This window comes from Streptomyces sp. NPDC057702 (genome assembly GCF_042799315.1).
GTDB lineage: Bacteria > Actinomycetota > Actinomycetes > Streptomycetales > Streptomycetaceae > Streptomyces.
Window position 1 is genome coordinate 1 of the sequence record NZ_JBHVJC010000027.1, and the last position, 18024, is coordinate 18024.

At 76.1% G+C, this 18024-nt stretch carries 14 protein-coding genes; 5 read left to right on the top strand and 9 right to left on the bottom strand.

Annotated features, from left to right (window positions below):
* Positions 1–375 precede the first annotated feature (375 nt).
* Positions 376–1482, top strand: a complete 1107-nt coding sequence (trpS, locus tag ACFVFR_RS21120; RefSeq protein WP_383703909.1) for a tryptophan--tRNA ligase — start codon at positions 376–378, stop codon at positions 1480–1482.
* A 60-nt stretch (positions 1483–1542) separates the two neighbouring features.
* Here trpS and proC read toward each other — a convergent pair whose 3' ends face one another.
* The 4 genes from proC to ACFVFR_RS21140 all read right to left on the bottom strand — a co-directional run bounded on the left by proC (position 1543) and on the right by ACFVFR_RS21140 (position 7080).
* Positions 1543–2349 (bottom strand): pyrroline-5-carboxylate reductase, encoded by an 807-nt coding sequence (proC, locus tag ACFVFR_RS21125; RefSeq protein WP_383703911.1) that lies wholly within the window; start codon positions 2347–2349, stop codon positions 1543–1545.
* A gap of 347 nt (positions 2350–2696) precedes the next feature.
* Positions 2697–4856 (bottom strand): MMPL family transporter, encoded by a 2160-nt coding sequence (locus tag ACFVFR_RS21130; RefSeq protein ID WP_383703913.1) that lies wholly within the window; start codon positions 4854–4856, stop codon positions 2697–2699.
* Between the two features lie 1500 nt (positions 4857–6356).
* A complete protein-coding gene (locus ACFVFR_RS21135; RefSeq protein ID WP_383704138.1) occupies positions 6357–6632 on the bottom strand; it encodes a hypothetical protein in 276 nt (91 codons plus the stop codon).
* An 88-nt stretch (positions 6633–6720) separates the two neighbouring features.
* Complete coding sequence (locus ACFVFR_RS21140; RefSeq protein ID WP_383703915.1) at positions 6721–7080, bottom strand: ArsR/SmtB family transcription factor; 360 nt, start codon at positions 7078–7080, stop codon at positions 6721–6723.
* A 529-nt stretch (positions 7081–7609) separates the two neighbouring features.
* On the opposite strand from ACFVFR_RS21140, the gene ACFVFR_RS21145 reads away from it, so the two are divergent.
* Positions 7610–8149, top strand: a complete 540-nt coding sequence (locus tag ACFVFR_RS21145) for a nuclear transport factor 2 family protein (RefSeq protein WP_383703917.1) — start codon at positions 7610–7612, stop codon at positions 8147–8149.
* Between the two features lie 265 nt (positions 8150–8414).
* Here ACFVFR_RS21145 and ACFVFR_RS21150 read toward each other — a convergent pair whose 3' ends face one another.
* Positions 8415–8999, bottom strand: coding sequence for a hypothetical protein (locus ACFVFR_RS21150; protein ID WP_383703919.1), 585 nt, complete (start codon positions 8997–8999; stop codon positions 8415–8417).
* A gap of 96 nt (positions 9000–9095) precedes the next feature.
* Here ACFVFR_RS21150 and ACFVFR_RS21155 point away from each other — a divergent pair, with 96 nt between their 5' ends.
* Positions 9096–11462, top strand: a complete 2367-nt coding sequence (locus tag ACFVFR_RS21155; RefSeq protein ID WP_383703921.1) for a protein kinase — start codon at positions 9096–9098, stop codon at positions 11460–11462.
* 168 nt (positions 11463–11630) lie between these two features.
* A complete protein-coding gene (locus ACFVFR_RS21160; RefSeq protein WP_383703924.1) occupies positions 11631–12320 on the top strand; it encodes a hypothetical protein in 690 nt (229 codons plus the stop codon).
* Between the two features lie 157 nt (positions 12321–12477).
* On the opposite strand, the gene ACFVFR_RS21165 is transcribed toward ACFVFR_RS21160, so the two are convergent.
* Positions 12478–12861 (bottom strand): SH3 domain-containing protein, encoded by a 384-nt coding sequence (locus ACFVFR_RS21165; protein ID WP_383703926.1) that lies wholly within the window; start codon positions 12859–12861, stop codon positions 12478–12480.
* Positions 12862–12998: 137 nt separating this feature from the next.
* Here ACFVFR_RS21165 and ACFVFR_RS21170 point away from each other — a divergent pair, with 137 nt between their 5' ends.
* Positions 12999–15830 carry a PQQ-binding-like beta-propeller repeat protein gene (locus ACFVFR_RS21170; RefSeq protein ID WP_383703928.1) on the top strand — a complete coding sequence of 944 codons (2832 nt, stop codon included), beginning with the start codon at positions 12999–13001 and terminating at the stop codon, positions 15828–15830.
* Positions 15831–16198: 368 nt separating this feature from the next.
* On the opposite strand, the gene ACFVFR_RS21175 is transcribed toward ACFVFR_RS21170, so the two are convergent.
* From ACFVFR_RS21175 to ACFVFR_RS21185, 3 genes are read right to left on the bottom strand one after another with little or no spacing between them, the layout of a single operon-like run.
* Positions 16199–16936 carry a hypothetical protein gene (locus ACFVFR_RS21175; protein ID WP_383703930.1) on the bottom strand — a complete coding sequence of 246 codons (738 nt, stop codon included), beginning with the start codon at positions 16934–16936 and terminating at the stop codon, positions 16199–16201.
* The gene (locus tag ACFVFR_RS21180; RefSeq protein ID WP_383703932.1) at positions 16933–17409 is read right to left on the bottom strand and encodes a hypothetical protein; all 477 of its coding nucleotides are present in this window, start codon (positions 17407–17409) and stop codon (positions 16933–16935) included. Before ACFVFR_RS21180 ends, ACFVFR_RS21175 begins: the two co-directional genes overlap by 4 nt.
* Positions 17406–17786 carry a hypothetical protein gene (locus ACFVFR_RS21185; RefSeq protein WP_383703934.1) on the bottom strand — a complete coding sequence of 127 codons (381 nt, stop codon included), beginning with the start codon at positions 17784–17786 and terminating at the stop codon, positions 17406–17408. Before ACFVFR_RS21185 ends, ACFVFR_RS21180 begins: the two co-directional genes overlap by 4 nt.
* Positions 17787–18024: the final 238 nt, after the last annotated feature.

The following is an 18024-nucleotide window of genomic DNA, read 5'->3' on the forward strand; positions in this document are numbered from 1 at the left end:
CGAGGCTTTCGAATCGAATTCCGGCATGCCGAAATCCATCCCGTTCAGGGGCCGTGCGGTAGTGGTGTGCCGCCGGTGCGGCGCGAAGCGCTGCCGTACTGTCCAGGTGGATCGTGCGGCAACCCGGAGAACACTACATGACGCTTCGACGCGTCTCAAACCCGTGGCGGCGTCCTTCGTTCGGGGAGTACGGTCGCCCGCATGACGATGCGCGTACACACCCTGTGGCGGGCCGCCTGACGGCGGTCCACACCGTGTGCGTACGCACCAACCAACGGCCGCCGGATCCGGCGGCCGTTTCGCGTTGTCGAAGCCTCGCTTCGCTCCCCCGGCCGGCCGGGGACGGCGGCTCCGATCCGGTGGGAGACACCAGTGATGGCGGAGACGACGGAGATGGCGCCGGCGGCGGGCGGCGAGACCGGTGGGCGCGGGGCGGCCACGCCGGCGGCGGGTGCGGAGCGGGCGACGACCGGGGCGCCGGCTCGGGCGCGGATCTTCAGTGGGGTGAAGCCGACCGGGCACCTGACCCTGGGGAACTACCTGGGGGCCGTGCGGCGGTGGGTCGTGGAGGACCAGCACCGGGCCGACGCGTTGTTCTGTGTGGTGGACCTGCACGCGCTGACCGTCGAGCACGACCCGGCGCGGGTGCGGCGGCTCAGTCGGCAGGCCGCGACGCTGTTGCTCGCGGCCGGGCTCGACCCCCAGCGGTGCACGGTGTTCGTCCAGAGCCACGTCGACGAGCACGCGCGGCTGGCGTACCTCATGGAGTGCCTGGCGTCCGACGGCGAGATGCGGCGGATGATCCAGTACAAGGAGAAGGCCGCGCGGGAGGCGGCGCGGGGCGGGAGCGTGCGGCTGTCGCTGTTGACGTATCCGGCGCTGATGGCCGCCGACATCCTGGCGTACGGGGCCGACGAGGTGCCGGTGGGGGACGACCAGGCGCAGCACGTGGAGCTGACGCGGGATCTCGCGCGGCGGTTCAACCAGCGGTACGGGGCGGTGTTCACCGTGCCGCGGGCCGTGCACCCGGCGGTGGCGGCGCGGGTGATGGACCTCCAGGACCCGACGTCGAAGATGGGCAAGTCGCACGCGGAGACCAGCGGGATCGTCTATCTGCTCGACGAGCCGGAGGTGGTGCGCAAGAAGGTGATGCGGGCTGTGACGGACAGCGGGGCCGAGGTGCGGTACGACCGGGAGGAGCAGCCGGGGGTGGCGAACCTGTTGGACGTCCTCGCGGCGTGCGCGGGTGGGCGGCCGGCGGAGCTGGCGCGGGGGTACACCTCGTACGGGGCGCTCAAGCGGGACGTGGCCGACGCGGTGGTGGAGACGTTGCGGCCGGTGCGGGAGCGGCACGCGCGGCTGTGTGCGGAGCCGGGCGAGGTGGACGCGGTGCTGCGGGCGGGGGCCGGGCGGGCTCGGGCGATGGCGCGGCCCCGGGTGGACGCGGCGTACGCGGCGGTGGGGTTGCTGCCGCCGGGCTGAGGGGCGGGCCCCGGCGGGGCCGGGCCGCTCCCGGTGCGTACGGGGGCGGCCCGGTGTGGGTCAGGCGCCGGAGGCCAGTTCGCGGCTGCGGTCGCGGGCCGCTTCGAGGGCGGCGATCAGGGCGGCGCGGACGCCGTGGTTCTCCAGTTCGCGGATGGCGTTGATGGTGGTGCCGGCGGGCGAGGTGACGTTCTCGCGGAGCTTGACCGGGTGCTCGCCGCTGTCGCGGAGCATCACCGCCGCGCCGATCGCCGCCTGGACGATGAGGTCGTGCGCCTTGTCGCGGGGCAGTCCGAGCAGGATGCCGGCGTCGGTCATGGCCTCGACCAGGAAGTAGAAGTACGCCGGGCCGGAGCCGGAGAGCGCGGTGGTGGCGTCCTGCTGGGACTCGGGGACGCGCAGGGTCTTGCCGACGCCGTTGAAGATCTCCTCCGCGTGGCTCAGGTGTTCCTCGGTGGCGTGGCTGCCGGCGGAGATGACGGACATGGCCTCGTCGACCAGGGCCGGGGTGTTGGTCATGACGCGTACGACCGGGGTGCCGGCGGTGAGGCGTTCCTCCAGGAAGGAGGTCGGGATGCCGGCCGCGCCGGAGATGACGAGCCGGTCGGCGGGCAGGTGCGGGGCCAGCTCGTCGAGGAGGGCGCCCATGTCCTGGGGTTTGACGGTGAGGATGAGGATGTCGGCGGCCCTGGCGGCCTCGACGTTGCTGACCGGCTCGACGCCGTGGCGCGCGCGCAGTTCGGCGGCGCGTTCCGGGCGGCGGGCGGTGACCAGCAGGTGGGCCGGGGACCAGCCGCCACGGATCATCCCGCTGAGCAGTGCCTCACCGATCTTGCCCGTGCCGAGCACGGCGACCTTCCGCGTCATGGCGCTCACCTCATCCAGTGCTGTCCGGAGCCGGCGGAGGGGGTGCCTCCGCCGGCGGCGTCAGGCGGCATCCTCGCACCGGGGGCCGGATCGCGGTGCGCGTGTCCGGCTGGCGGTACGCGGGCGCGGGCGCTGGGGCGCGGACGGGGTGCGGGGGCCCGGGTGGGGTGCGGGGGCGCGGGCGACGCATGGGGGCGGGTGGTGGTCGGGCGACGGGTGGTGGTCGGGGCGTGCCTGGCCCTGGGGCTGGGCGGGGTGCGTGGCGGGCCCGTACCGGCGAGCGGGGTGGGGGCGGCCCGCGGGTGCTCCGGTTCCGGAGGGCGGGGGGCGCAGGCGGGGCGCCCGGGTCACGGGGTGCTCTTGCGCGCGGGCTGGTGGGCGCGGGGTGCGGGCGGGGCGGCGGGGTCGGTCGGCGAGGGGGGAACGGCCGGCGGGGTGGGGCGGCTCAGGGGGCCGGGCCACCAGATGGCGGGGCCGATGTCCAGGGCCAGAGCGGGGACCAGGACGGTGCGGACCAGGAAGGTGTCGAGCAGGATGCCGACGCCGACGAGTACGCCGAGCTGCGCCATGGTGACCAGCGGCAGGACCGCGAAGACGGCGAACGTCGCGGCGAGCACGACGCCGGCCGAGGTGATGACGCCGCCGGTGCCGGTGAGGCCGGCGAGCACGCCCCGGGCGTGGCCCAGGCGCGCGGTCTCCTCGCGGACCCGCGTCATGAGGAAGATGTTGTAGTCGATGCCGAGGGCGACGAGGAACACGAAGCCCATCAGCGGGGTCGACCAGTCCATCGCGGCGAAGTCCAGCACGTGGGTGAAGAGCAGGTGCGAGGTGCCGAGCGCGGCGGCGTACGAGACGACCACGGTGGCCAGCAGCAGCAGCGGGGCCACCAGGGAACGCAGCAGCCAGATCAGCACGGCCAGGACGACGAGCAGGACGACGGGGACGACGGTGGTCAGGTCGCGGTCGGCGGCGCGCTGGGTGTCCAGGGTCTGCGCGGTGGTGCCGCCAACCCGCGCGTGCGCGCCGTCGACGGCGCGGACCGCGTGGCGCAGCGCGTCGACGGTGTCCTTGGCGGCGGCGCTGTCCGGGGCGTCCTTCAGGGTGACGGGGAAGGTGGCGAGTTCGTGGTCGCCGTCGCGTACGGGGCCCTCGGCCTCGCCCACCCGGGCCACGCCCGGTACGTCCGCCGCGGTGGCCCTGACCCGGGCGAGTTGGTCGCCGTCGGCGCGGGTGACGATGGTGGCGGGGTCGGATGCGCCGGAGGGGTAGTGCGCGGAGACGCGTTCCTGGGCCACGACCGATTCGGGCTTGTCCTGGAAGACCTCCGCCTGGCTGAGGCCCATGGTGATGCCGAGGGCGCACAGGGCGAGGGCGCCGGTGACGCCGAGGGAGGCGAGCCACGCCCAGCGCGGGCGGCGGGCGACGGCCGCGCCGATCGCGGCCCACGGCGTGCGGGCGGCGCGCGGGGCGGCGCCGTCGCGTGGGACGAACGGCCAGAAGACCCAGCGGCCCGCGATCACCAGCAGCGCGGGCAGCACCGTGACCATGGCGAGGAAGGCGCAGCCGACGCCGACCGCGCCGACCAGGCCGAGCGAGCGGGAGGAGTTGATGTCGGCGAAGGCCAGGCAGGCCAGGCCGACGGCGATGGTGCCGGCGGAGGCGAGGACGGCGGGTCCGCAGCGGCGCAGCGCGACGGCCATGGCGCGGTGGCGGTCCGCGTGCTGGTGGAGTTCCTCGCGGTAGCGGGCGATGAGCAGCAGGGCGTAGTCCGTACCGACGCCGAAGACGAGGACCATCAGGATGCCGGCGCTCTGCGGGTCGACCGGCAGGCTGGCGTGACGGGCCAGCAGGTACGTGGTGACCTGGGTGAGGACGGCGGCGAAGCCGACCGCGAGCAGCGGGAACAGCCACAGGACGGGGCTGCGGTAGGTGATCAGCAGCAGGGCCGCGACCACCGCGCCGGTGATGATCATGAGGGTGGAGTCGAGGGAGTCGAAGACCTCGACCGAGTCGACGAGGGAGGCGGCCGGGCCGCCGACCTCGGTGCTCAGGCCCGGTGGCGCCTGGGTGTCGGTGATCTCGCGTACCGCGTCGACGGCGTCGTTCAGGTCGTCGTCGCCGGCCAGCGGGACGGTGGTGATCAGGGCTCGGCCGTCGGTGGAGCGCTGGGCGGGGGCGATCTTCCGGCCCTTCGCGGCGACGGCGGCGAACCGTTCCCGGTCGGCCTCGGCCTTGGCGTGGTCGGCGGGGGTGAGACCGCCGGCGCGGGTGTAGACGGCGACGGCGGCGGTGAGTTCGTCGGTACGGAACGTCTCCAGCTCGGTGTTCACGCGGGCCGATTCGGCGGCGCGCGGCAGGAAGGCGTTGGGGCCGTCGTTCTCGACGTCGCCGAGCTTGCCGGCGAGCGGCCCGAGCGCGACCACGAGGATCAGCCAGGCCACCAGGACGGCCCACTTCGAGCGGCGTCCACCGGGGAGGGTCGGGAGCCGGTCGCTCCACGCGGGCATGGGTGGTCTCCTTCGGAGTGGGAGTGAGGTGTGCGGGGGATCGCGGTAGGTCGCTTCCGTGCGGAAGGTACGGCCGGGAGTCGCAGCTCCTGGCCGTACGGCGTTTCGGGGCGGGGTTACGGCTGGCCGCCGTGGGGTGGGGTGCGTTGTGGCTGGGTGCTGGGGCGGCTGACGCTGTGTGGTGGGTGGGGCGCCGGGGCGGCTGATGCCGTGAGGTGGGGGGCTGATGCCGTGAGGTGGGTGGGGCGGCTGGGCGCCGCTTGGGTGGTGCGGCTGGCTGGCCGCGAGGGGGGTGCTTCGCGGCTGGCCGTTCGAGGGTGGGTTGTGGCTGGCCACTGTGCGGTGGGTGCGGGGAGTGCGGTGTGGCTGACCGCCGGGGCGGCTGGCGCCGCGAGGGGGTGCTTCGCGGCTGGCCGCCATGGGTGACCGCGTTGTGGCTGGTCGCCGTAGGCGGGGTGTGTTGTGGCTGGCTCGCCGCTTGGGCGCGGGGTGTGGGGTGTCGCTGTGGCTGGGTGGCGGGTCGGGTTGTCGTGTCGCGGTGGGTGGCCGCTCGCGGGCCCAGCGAGGTGGGGGCGGGTCGCGCGGGGCGGTGGGTTGGCCGTGGGTGGTGTGGGGGCGTGGGGTGCGGGTGTGTGGTGTGCGGGTGTGTGGGGTGCGGGTGCGGGCTGGACGTGGGGGCCCGGGCCGGGTGGTGGCGGGTGGTTGGCGCGGGGCCGGGTGGTCGGTGGGCCTCGCGTGGGGCGTACGGCCCGTGGGGTGCGGGTTCGTGGCTGGATGTGGGGCGCGGACGCGGTCGGGCGTGGGCTCCGCGCTCGGGGTGGGTGCGGTCGGGTGGGCGGGGTGCGTGGCGGCGGCCGGGCTGGTGGGGGGCGGGGGTGCGGCGGTGGGTGTGAGCGGGGTGGCGCGGAGGGGCGGTGGTGGCGTGCGCGTGGGTGAGGCGTACGCGTGGGCGGTCGGGGTGGCGTCGGGGGCGGGCGGCGCCAGCCAGGGTGTGCCGGGTGGGGCGCGCCGACGTGGTTGAGGCAGGTCGGACCCGGGGGCCAGGCGCGGTTGCCGCCGGCCGGGCCGGGGTTGCTCAGGCCGAGGTCGGGGACGCCAGACGCCGTTGGGGCCGGTCGGACCGGGCCAGGGGCGCCAGGCGCGGTTGGGGCTGATCGGGCCGGGCGGGCCTGGGTGGGGCGGGCCAAGCGCGGTGGGGGTGGGCCCGCCACGGGTGGCCGGGGCTAGTCGGCCCGGGCCAGGCGCGCGGGACGGGGTACGCCAGGTGGCCCGGGGGGGGGCGGGCCAAGCGCGGTGGGGGTGGGCCCGCCACGGGCGGCCGGGGCCGGTCGCCCGGGCCAGGCGCGCGGGACGGGGTACGCCAGGTGGCCCGGGGGGGGCGGGCCAAGCGCGGTGGGGCTGGGCCCGCCACGGGCGGCCGGGGCCGGTCGCCCGGGCCAGGCGCGCCGAGTGTGGCCGGGGCTGGGCGCGCCGGGGGCGAGGCTGGCTGGGGCGGGTGGGTTACTCGACCTCGCGCATCATCTTCTCCATCGAGGTGAGGGAGAGTCGGGTCTGGGTGAGTTCGTCGAGGGTGCGGCGGTGTAGTTCAGTGGTGTCCTCCAGCAACTGGGCGTACTTCGCGGCGAGTTGCTTGTACTGTTCCTCGCGCGCGGCCACCATGCGGGAGCGCCAGGTCGCCGCGACCTGCCAGACGATCACGATGAGCAGCAGGAAGACGCCACCGGCGCCCACCGCTCCGACCCATTCCGCGCCGTCCTCCGCCGCGAGCGTCGTCATCTCCACGTTCACTGCCCTGTCCTCTTTCACGTGTGCGGGCCCCGCGGTCGTCGCGGGGTGCGGGCCGGTCACGGGCCCGCGGGTCGTCTCACCGGTTCTCGCGCGGGGCGTCGGCCGGCGCGGGGCGCGGGGTGGTCTCGGCGAGGGTGGCCGCCGCCGCCGCGATGACCTCGGGGGTCAGGCGGTGGGCGAACGGCGCGACCTCGAAGAACTTCATGGCCTTGCCGTCCTCCGAGAGCTCCAGCGTCCCCACCACCAGACCCGCGGCCTCCAGCCGTTGGAGGTGCATGTGCAGCAGCGGGCGGCTGATGCCGAGGTCCCGGGCCAGTCGGCTGACGTAGTTCCGACCCTCGACGAGCGCCGCGATGATGCGCATGCGGTGCGGATTGCCGAGTGCGCCAAGGATCTTGAGCAACTCGTCTCCGGCCGGTTCTGGGACCGAGCCCATCTCGAACCTCTCCTGTTCCGTTCTGGTTCTCTACGCTGACACTCGGCGCGAACACCTGTCAAAGAAAACTGACACATGTCGGGGAGTGTTGGGGGTGTCTGCGGGTCGTCTCAGGGTTGTCCCCGATGCGGGTGCCGCTCCGCGCGGACCAGCCTCCCCGCACGGCCCGGCCTGTCACCTCCCGGACGCGGCCCGCGCGGCCCGATCCGCCCCCGACGCGCACCCTCCCACGCGGGCGGCACGGGCGGCGTCCGACGCGGGCGGCGCCCGGCACAACCGGTGTTCGGTACGACCGGTGTTCGGCACGGGACGGGCCCCGGTACGGGCGGCCTCCGACCCGTGGCGGGTCCGCGCCCCGTGGCGGGTCCGACGTCGCGCCGGCTCCAGCGCCCCGGAGCGGACCACCCGTCGTCGGCCCCCGCGTCGTGACGGACCCCGACGCCAGGCCCGCGTGCGCCCCGCGTCGGGTCAGCCCACATGACCTCGCAGGTAATCGACGTGCCCGGCGCCGGCCGGCAGGCTCTTCCCCATGACGCAGCCGAGCACCACGCACAGCACGCCGACCACCGCCACCAACCCCACCACCGACGCCACTCCCCTCACCCCCGCCGGCCCCGCCGCCACCGACAGCGCCGCGCTGACGGAGCGGACGCGGGCCGTCATCGAGGAGTACCTGCGGCGGGTGGCCGACCCCGGGCAGGGGCCGGCGGAGATCGCCGCCGTCTACGCCGAGGTCGTGGACTGGCAGATCGCCCCCAACCCGGTCGTGCCGTGGATTCGGCCGCGCTCCACGCGGGAGGACGTGGCCGGGCACTGGATCGAGCTGGCGCGGTACACCGTGGCCGAGGAGGGCGGCGCCCAGATCGACGCGTTCCTGGTCGACGGGGCGGACGCGGTCCTGACGGGGCACCTGCACGGCACCGTGCGGGCCACCGGGAAGACGTTCCAGTCGCCCTTCGCGCTGCGGCTGACCGTCGTGAACGACGAGATCGTGCGGCACCACATCTACGAGGACGCGCTGGCCATCGCCGCCGCGTGCACGCCCGACGGGGCCGGGGCCGCCGCGTAAACCGCGCACCGCACACCCCCGACGGGGCCGGCACCACCGCGTAACCCCAGGCCGCACACGCCCGACGGGGCCGGCACCACCGCGTAGCCCCGTGCCCCGCACACCCGTCGGGGCCGACCCGTCCGGGGCCGCCCGCGCCACGTACACCCGGGCCCGGCGGCCGGGCGGGCTCGGCGCCCAGAGGGGGCTCAGGGGCCGACCCCTACCCGCGCCCGGCGCCCGCCTCGGAGCCGGGTCCGGGTTCGGGCGGGGTGGACGTGCCCGGTCAGCGGCGCTTGCGCTTGTTCCGGCGGGCGGCGGGGTTGCCCGTACGGGTGGCGCGTAGCCGCTCGTGGCGGGTTCTGGCCTCCTCGTACTCGGCCCGGTAGCGCTTCTCGCGCGGGGCCTCGACGAGGCTGCGGCAGAAGTAGGCGAGCAGGACGCCGACGAAGCCGATGAGCTTGATGCTGCGCATGGACTTCTCGCTGGCCTCGTCGCGACCGCGCTCGCCCCGGCCGCCGCGCCGGCCCTCGCCCGAGCCGAGCTCCTCCATGGTGCGGCCGAAGGCGAGCGCGCTGCAGACCGCGAGCGCCACCACGAGCATGATGTTGATCAGGCCGCCGGCGTCGGAGACGGCCACCCCCTGGTAGGCGAAGACCAGCAGGAAGGTGCCCACGGCGGCGGCCAGCAGGGTGCCGAGCGAGAAGGCGACGCGGCGCAGCGCGTACCCGCCGTCGTGGTGCACCCAGGTGGTGCCGAAGAACCGGATCGTCTCCGGTTCGGGCCCCGTGTCGGCGCTGGCCGTGGCACCCGTCGCGGCGTCGGCACCGGGAACCGCCTCGCCCGCGCCGGGCTGCTGCTCATCGCTCATACCGTCGATTATCGCCGGTAGGCGGGCTCGGTCCCGCGCCGGTCCCGTACGCCGTCTAGGCTTTTCGCTCAAACGCGCGTGCGAGGGGGTGGGGCGGTGCCGTTGGGTTCCGGTGATCCGGAGGCCGTCGGGGACTACCGGCTGCTCGACCGCCTCGGCTCCGGCGGGATGGGCGTCGTCTACCTCGCCCGCTCCGCCTCCGGGCGGCAGGTGGCCGTGAAGGTGGTGCACTCCCAGTTCGCCGAGGACCAGGAGTTCCGTGCCCGTTTCCGGCAGGAGGTGGCGGCGGCCCGGCGGGTGAGCGGGGCGTTCACGGCGCCGGTGGTGGACGCCGATCCGGAGGCCGAGCGGCCCTGGATGGCCACGCTGTACGTCCCCGGGCGCACGCTCGCCGACGAGTTGGCCAGCCGCGGCCCGCTGAGCGCGGCGCGGCTGCGCCGGCTGGCGCTCGGGCTGGTCGAGGCGCTGCGTGACATCCACCGCGCGGGCGTGGTCCACCGCGACCTGAAGCCGGCCAACGTGCTGATCGCCAGGGACGGGCCGCGCGTCATCGACTTCGGCATCTCGCGGGCGGCCGACGACCAGGCGCTGACGGTGACCGGGCGGGTGCTGGGCACGCCGCCGTTCATGTCGCCGGAGCAGTTGCACCGGCCGCGCGAGGTGACGGCGGCCTCGGACGTGTTCTCGCTGGGCGCGCTGTTGGCGTACGCGGCGCTGGGGCGCGGCCCCTTCGACGCGGACAGCCCGTATCTGACGGCGTACCGCGTGGTGCACGAGCCGCCGTCGCTGGCCGAGGTGGCCCAGCCGCTGCGCGACGTGCTGGCCCGTTGCCTGGCCAAGGACCCGGAGCTGCGGCCCGAACTCCCGGAGCTGGCGCGGCTGTTCACGGCGCTGCCCACGCGTGGGCCGGTGCGCGTGGCGGGGGGCCGGTCGGCCGAGGTCCCGCCGGCGGGCCGGAAGGCGGCGGGCCCGGGGGCGGCGGGTCGGCGGGTCGGTGCCTCGCCGGTGACCGGCGGCCCGGCCGCCGGTGGCGGTGGTGGCTCGGCGGGGGCTGGTCCCGCGGGCGGCACGGGCGAGCGCGCCGGCGAGCGCGGGGGCGGGGTTGGGCGCGCGCGGGCGGACGCTGTGGACGGCGCGGACGCGGGGGCGGCAGGCGGGTCGGCGGGTTGGCGGCGCGGCCTGCCGCGCTGGCCACGGGGCCGGTGGCCGCGCCGGGCGCTGGGTTCGCTGGCGTCGGTGACGGCGCTCGCGCTGGGGTGCGGGGCGTTCCTGCTGTACGGCCCGGACGACGAGGGCGTACGCACCAGCGGGGAGGCGGCCAGCGGGGTGCGCGCGGCGGCGCTGCCTGCGGGTTGGCGGCCGTGGGAGGTGTCGCTGCACGCGGCCGGGGTCATGCCGAGGCCCGGCACGGGCCCGCTCGGCGAGGTCTTCGACCCGAGGTGCCTGGCCCGCGGCGTCCACCTGTACTGCGGCGGGATGGGCTTTCCCACGGTGCGGCTCGACGCGCGCTCGGGGCGGCTCGACTGGCGGACCGACGCGCTGGGCGACCCCGCGGAGATGACCAGCGGCAGCCAGCCGATCGGCCTGCGCGGCGGGCTGGTCCTGGTCCACGACGCCGCCGGCGAGGGACGGGCCCGGCTGGTCGCGCTGCACGCGGACACCGGCCACGAGGCGTGGTCGCGGCCGGTGAGCGACGGCACGGACGCGGTGCTCGCCGGCGACCTCGTCGTCGGCAGCGCCCCGGACGACGGCACGATCACCGCGCGCCTGGCGGCCACCGGCGCACTGCGCTGGACCTTCCCCGTACCGGCCGGCCACACCTGCTCGCCGGTCGGGCTGGCGGGCGTGGCGTACGCGCTGTGCTGGCCCGTCGACGGGGGCGACGGCACGACGTCGGTACGCCGGCTGGACCCGGTCAGCGGGGCGGCCACCGAGCTGGCCCGGTTGCGCGACGTGGACGAGCCGCTCGGTACCGACGGCCGGGACCTGCTGTTCCTGCGTTACCAGGACCGCGAGGGCGCCCCGTACCAGAGCCTGGTCCGGCTCGACTCGACCACCGGCGCGCGGCGCGAGGTGCGACTGCCCCGGCTGGCCCTGGGGCACGCCGCGCTCGCCGGCGGCCGGCTGTTCTTCATCCAGAGCAGCGGCCGGGTCACCGCCGTCGACCCGCGCACCGGCCGGACCCTGTGGAGCAGCCCCTCCGACGTCGAGCGGCTGGGTACGCCGTCGGTGTCGGCGCGTGAGGAGACGGTCTACCTGTGCAACGGCAGCGGGCGCGTCCTCGCGCTCGACCTGCGCGACGGCGACGAGCGCTGGCAGACGGGCCCGCGCAGCGTGGACAGCGGCTACGGGATGTCGATGGACACCAGCGTGGTGCTGCGGGTCGGCGGGGCGCTGGTCGCGTCGGCGTCGGACGGCACGCTGTTCTCGGTCGACCCGAACGCCCCGCACGCGGGCTCGTGAGCGTCCCACCAGCCGGTCGGGCACGTGGGTCGGCCGCGCGGGGTGGTCGGGCGCGAGCCGGGCGGCCGGCCGCGCAGGTCGATCCGGTAGGCCGGGCGCGTGGGACGGCCGGTCGTGGGTGGTGGCGGCTCGGGCCGTCGGGACGCGAGAGAAGGAGAAGGTGCCGGGATGGTCGCGACACTGCGGATCGAGGCGTTCGTACCGGCCGGCGCGCCGGTCACCGAGCCGGTCACCAAGTTCGGGGGCCAGCCGGTGTGGCTCGCCGAGCCTCGGTGGCCGGTCAACGACGCGTGGGGGGAGCCGATGCGGTTCGTCTGCCAGATCGAGCTGGAACCGGTGCTCGGCGCCGTGGGGCGCGGCCGGCTGGCGTACGTCTTCGTGACCCACGCGGACCACGGCGACGACACGTTCTTCGACCCCGACGTCGTCTTTCCCGACGAGGGCGCGAACGCGGTCGTCGTGCAGCCGGGCGGTGGTTACGCCGGTACGACGCTCCCGCTGGCCACCGGGCCCAGCCTCTACCACGCCGAGGACGGGTCGCCGGCCGAGTACACCGTCCGGCTCCGGCCGGCCGAGGACCCCGACGCCCGACCCCGACACGCGGGCGGGCCCGAACCGGCGGCGTCGCCGGCCGCCACGGGAGATCGGCACGCGGAACCGATCGACGGCGACAAGATCGGCGGAACGCCCGCGTTCTTCCAGGGCGACGACTGGCCCGACGCCGGCCCCTGGAAGCTGTTGTTGCAGCTCAACTCGAACTTCCAGCCGTTCCACCTGCATCTGGGCGCCGCGCCCACGGCCTTCGCCTTCGTCTCGCCGGACGCCCGCCAGGGCCGGCTGCTCGTCCAGGACTCCTGACGGACCACCCGGCCGGTACGCCACCGTCGCCGACACACCGGCCTCTCCCCACCCGCCGACCCGCCGGGCCGGCGCGACCCGCGGGCCTGCCGGGCCGGTGTGACCCGCCGACCCGCCGACCGGGTCGGGCGGGTCAGCCGGTCAGCCGGTCAGCCGGTCAGCCGCAGGAGGGTGCGACGTACCCGTCGCTGCCGGTGCGGACGTAGGTGTCGGAGACGTACTGGCCCGGCGCGATGCTGTCCCAGACGTTCGACGTGCCGTACGGGCCCGAGACGTTCTGGCCCCGGCGTTGGCAGCGGATGCGGACCCGCGCGTTGTAGGCGAGCACCTTCACCACCGGGCTGGTCGTGGTCGGGCCGCTGCGGACGTTGACCCGGTAGCCGGGGGCCACCGGGTAGGTGGCGTCGCTCGCGCCGGTGACCGGGCCGCCGGCCGCGCCGCCGGTCCCCGCCGCCAGCGCGCCGACGTCAGCGGCGGGCGCCGCCGCCGTGGTCACTCCGGTGCCCGTACCCGTCACCGTGTCGTCTTCTTCCGTGGCCATACGGCCCTCCCCCGTGAGCGTTTTGTGTTGAGTCATGTCGAGACATGCGCAGGCTAGCAAGTCTCAACTGGCGCGCCCGTGTCATGGACTAAGCTCCGTGAGCCGCAATGTGCGGTCGAATTCACGGGGGTGGGGGAATGCCGCCGCTGCGTAGCGCGGGGACAGGCCCGGAAGCGGAAGATCCGCAATATGCGGGACAGTACCGTCTTGAGGCACGGCTGGGCGCCGGCGGCATGGGCGTGGTGCATCTGGCCAGGTCACCCTCGGGAATGCGACTTGCCGTAAAGGTCGTACACACAGAATTTGCCGCCGATCCGGAATTTCGGGCCCGCTTTCGCCAAGAGGTCACAGCGGCACGGAGAGTGAGCGGCGCATTTACGGCGCCGGTGGTAGACGCCGACCCTTATGGCGAACGCCCATGGATGGCCACGCTCTACATTCCCGGGCCCACGCTCGCGGAGCACGTGAAGCAGAATGGCCCGCTGTCACCGGACGAGGTACGCCGCCTCGCGGCCGGCCTCGCCGAGGCGCTGCGCGACATCCACCGGGCCGGCGTCGTGCACCGTGATCTCAAGCCGAGCAACGTGCTGCTGGCCGCCGACGGCCCCCGGGTGATCGACTTCGGCATATCGCGGCCCTCCGACAGCGATCTGCGCACCGAGACGGGCAAGTTGATCGGTACGCCGCCGTTCATGGCGCCCGAGCAGTTCCAGCGCCCGCGCGAGGTGGGACCGGCCGCCGACGTGTTCACCCTCGGGTCGGTCCTGGTGCACGCGGCGACCGGGCGCGGCCCGTTCAGCTCCGAGAGCCCGTACATCGTGGCGTACCAGGTCGTGCACGACGAGGCCGATCTCGCCGGCGTCTCCGACGACCTGTTGCCGCTGATCCGCGGTTGCCTGGCGAAGAACCCGGCGGACCGGCCGACGCCCGACGGCCTGATGTCGGCGCTGCGCGCGGGCGGGCACGGCCCGTTCGTGCCGCTGTCCACCCCCCGGGTGCCCTTCCAACGGGCGCCCTCCTCGCTGGAACGCGACATCGCGGCGGCGGGCGCCGACGCGTTGTTCGGCCCACACGCCGGGGACGGTGGGGAGAGTTCGGCGGGTTCGGCGGGTTCGGACGCGGGCTTCGGTGGGGGCGGCGCGGAGGCGGGCGGCGCGACGGGGGCGCCAGCGGCGGAGGCGCGTGGTGCGGCCGGCCCGGCGGGTTCGGCGGGAGCGGCGGGAGCGATCCCGGACGTCGACGGGTTCGGGGACGTCGACGGGTTCGCTGGCGGGGAGGGACCCACACACGTCCGGGCCGGGACGTACGCGGCGGGTGGGACCGGCGCACACGATCACCCCGAACAGGGACCCACCGAGGGCGAGTTGAGTGACGCGCACTCGGACGGCGACGCTGTCCGGGCGGGCCGGGGAGCGGGCGAGGCGGGCACTGGAGCGGGCGCGGACGCCCCGGGCGCCGGCGGTGGTTCGGGGGTGATGGCGGGTGGCGAGGTGTGGCCCGACGCCTCAGCGGAGGGCGCGAAGGGTTCGGGGCGGGCGGGACGTGCGGGGCCGGTCGTGGGCGGGCGGCGCGGTCGGCGCGCCGGACGGCGCGCCGGGGCCGGCCCCTCCCGCGTGCTGGCGAGGCTGGGCCTGGCCGGGCGGCCGGTCAGGTGGCTGGCCGCCGCGGCGGCGCTGGTCGTCCTGCTCGGCGCGGGCACGGTGTGGACGCTGCGGCAGATCGACGACTTCGGCTCGAACCCCGACCCGACGCGGCCGGCCGCCGCGGGCGACTCGTGGCGGCCGTGGCGGATCGCGCTGCGCGACGCGGCGGGACTGCCGGCGGCGCGTGACGACAGCGCGCGGATGACGTTCTGCGACTACGGCGAGGGGGCGCTGTACTGCGCGCAGCGAGGCATCACCACGGCCCGACTCGATCCGCGCCAGGGCCGGTTGCTGTGGTCCACGGACGGGCCCGCCACCGGCGCGGCGGGCGAGTCCAGACCGGCCGGCGACGCCACCACCAGGGACGCCGACGCCGACACCCCGGGCGGCGATCCGGCCACCGGAGCGCCGGCCGAGCCCGACCAGGTCGTCGCGGGGCCGCCGTCGGCCCCGGTGTTCGCCGCCGGCCTGGTGCAGACGCTCTCGCCGGACGGGACGCTGCTGACGGCCCGGGACCCGGCGAGCAAGCGGCAGCGGTGGACGCGCGAGGTCTCCGCGTACGCCGGCCGGGTCTACCGCGCGGGCGATTCCGTACTCCTGGTCGCCGCCGACGGCACGGTGACCTCCATCGACGCGGCCACCAACCGGCCGCGCTGGAGCCACCGGGTCGCCGCGCACACGCTGCCGGTCTTCACCGCGTTCGGCTCCGGGAGACGGGCGTACGCGATCAGCACCGCGCCCGACGGCGCGCACACGCTGGTCAGCGCGATCGACCCGGTGCGCGGCACGGTGCACTGGACGCGCACGCTGAGCGGTGACCTCACGCCGGTGGGCGAGGCGGGCAACGGGGTGGTGCGGTTCGCGGCCAGCGACACCGAGTCGCGGACCACGGCGGTCCTGCGGTACGACCCGGCGCGCCGCACGGAGCGACGGGTTCCGCTGACGGTGCCGCTGCACGCGTCGAGCATCGCGACCAGCGACGAGATGGTCTACCTGCTCGGCTACGACGGTGGCCTGGTCGCCGTCGACACCCGGCCCGGCGCGCCGAGGCGGCAGCCGTGGCGGCTGGAGACCTCGGTCAGCAACGCGTCGCCGCTGGTCGCCGCCGGGGACCGACTCTACTTCTCGGCCGCCGACGGCCGCCTGTTCGCCGTGGACGGCGTCGGCGGCCGCCTCCTGGGCCAGACCCCACCCCGCCCCGGCCCCGCCAAGAGCGGTTACCTGGACCAGCTCCCCGCCCCCGTCGCCGCCGAGGGCAAGGTCTTCGCGGCGGCCCCCGACGGCTCCCTGTTCGCGGTCGACGACCGCGTTCCGTCCCGCTGGTAGCGCGGTCTCCGCTGGACGCGGGGGCGGCGGGCCGGGGGTGCCGCTCCGGTGGCGGGGCGCCCTTCCGGGGCGACGGGGCGGGGCCGCCGCTCCACGGGCGGGGTGCCCTGCCGAGGGCGGGCCGGCGCCCGGGGTGGGCTGGGACGGGTCGCTCGGGGCGGTGACCGGCGCGGCGAGTTGGTGCGTGACGGGCTGGCGCCCGGGGCGCCCTCCCGGGGGCGGTTCACCCGCGTCGGGCCGGAACTCCCCGGCCGAGCCCAGCCGTTCGCAGGCGGCACCGCGCCTGTCGGGTCCGGCCCGGGGGGTACGCCGCGAGGTCGGCGAACGGTGTGGCGGGGCGGGTCGGGGCCCACAGGGGGCCGCCCCCGTCACGGGCGCGTCGGCTCCCGGTTGAGCCGCTCCAGCGCCCGGTCGAAGGCCCGGGACCAGACCCGGTCCACGCGCGCCAGCACGACGACGGCGAGCAGGCGCAGGGCGGGGACGGCGCTCGCCGCGCGGAAGGCGCCACCGGCGACGCGGGCGCGAGCACGGCCGTCGGGATCGACATGGGGGCGGACGGTGGAGCCGGCACCGGGGCCGGCGCTGAGGCCGGTACTGGTGACGGCACTGGTGACGGTGAGTCTGGCGGCGGCCAGGTCGGCCGGGGTGAGGTCGGCGGTGCTGAGGTCGGAAGGGGTCGCGGGGTCGCTGGTGTCGGGCTCGTCGGCGAGGCGGGCGGGGCCGGGGGCGGCGACGTCGCTGGCCGCCGGGTCAGCCGGAGCGCCCTCGTCGCCGCCGGGCTCACCGACCCGGTCGGCGGGGCTGAGGTCGGAGGGGGCGGCCGGGTCGTCCGCGTCGGACCCGTCGGCGAGGCCAGCGGCGTCGGTGGCGGCCGGGCCTGAGGCATCGCCGCAGGTCAGGTCGACGGTCGCGAAGGTCGCCAGGGTGAACCGGGCATGGCCCGTCCGGCCTCGGTGGGTGCGCATCCAGGTGGCCACGCCCCGTGGCGTGCGCGCCGGGCGGGACGCGTCGGGGCACGTCTGTCGCCCGTCGCCCAGGCAGTGCGCGACGTAGCGGGTCGTGCCGTACGGGTCCCCGCCGGGCGAGCGGGTGGGCGCGTCGTTCACGGGTGGGACTCCTCACGTACGGGGGCGGAGGCGGGGAGGGACACGGCGACGCGCAGCGCGTCGATGGCGGCGGAACCCGCCGACCCGGCGGGCGCCCAACGCCGACGGTGGACGACCCGACGACACCGGCACGGGCTCAACTCGCCTTCCGCTAGGGCCACTTCGCTCCCGCCCACCCAGCCGCCGTCCAGTACGAAGGTCAGCCGTACGGGCTGCCCGGACGCGGCGAGTTGACGGTGGGCGACCAGTACGCGGCAGCGCGGCGGCAGTCCGAGCCCGAGGGCGTACGCGACCCGCGCGGCGGCATCCCGCACGGGTTCTCCGGGCCGCAGCAGCACCCCCGGCAACCGCCACGGCGCGTCACCCGCGCGCACCTGGAGCACCCGGGGCCAGCCCGCCGACAGGTCACCGGGCGCGTCAGCGTCGGCCGGCCGCCAGACCAGCAGGTCCACCCGGGCCACGGCCGCGCTCACCGCCGCCCCCTCTCGGCGAGCGAGCGTACGTCCGCCAGGCCGAGCCCGCAGTCCTCGGGCGCCTTGCCGTTGGTGGTCATGATCCCGGCGTCCCCGTCACCGTCCGACCAGAAGAAGCTGCCGGCGCCGGCGAGCGCGTCCAGACCCACCTGCACCCGCCCCGCGTTGGGCCCGAGCCGCCCCCGCCCCACGAGCGCCTGGTCGAACAGGCTCATCTCGTAAGCGAGTTGGAACTCCACGTCCGTGGCCGGCGTCCACTCACACCCCGGATCGTCCCACCACGCGTCCGCGAGAAAGAACCGCAGCACGCCCCCGGAGACGGTCCGCACGGTGTGCTCCCCCGTCAACACCCGCGCCCGCGCCCCGGCCTCACCCACGGGGCGCCTCCGGCGCGGGAGGCCGGCGGACGGCGGGGGCGTTCCGCCGGGGGCGGGGGGCTGGCGGTGGGGCTGGTGGGTCATCGGTGGTTCTCCCGTCCTGTGCGGGGAACGCGGGAACTCGTGCTCGCGACAGGGGACACAGCCGGCTACCTCCAAGGTGCTCGGCGCCCCCGTGCGTCAGATGGCCACCGGGGCGCGTCCTGCTCCTGGCGCGGCACTCCTCGGCACGCGCCCG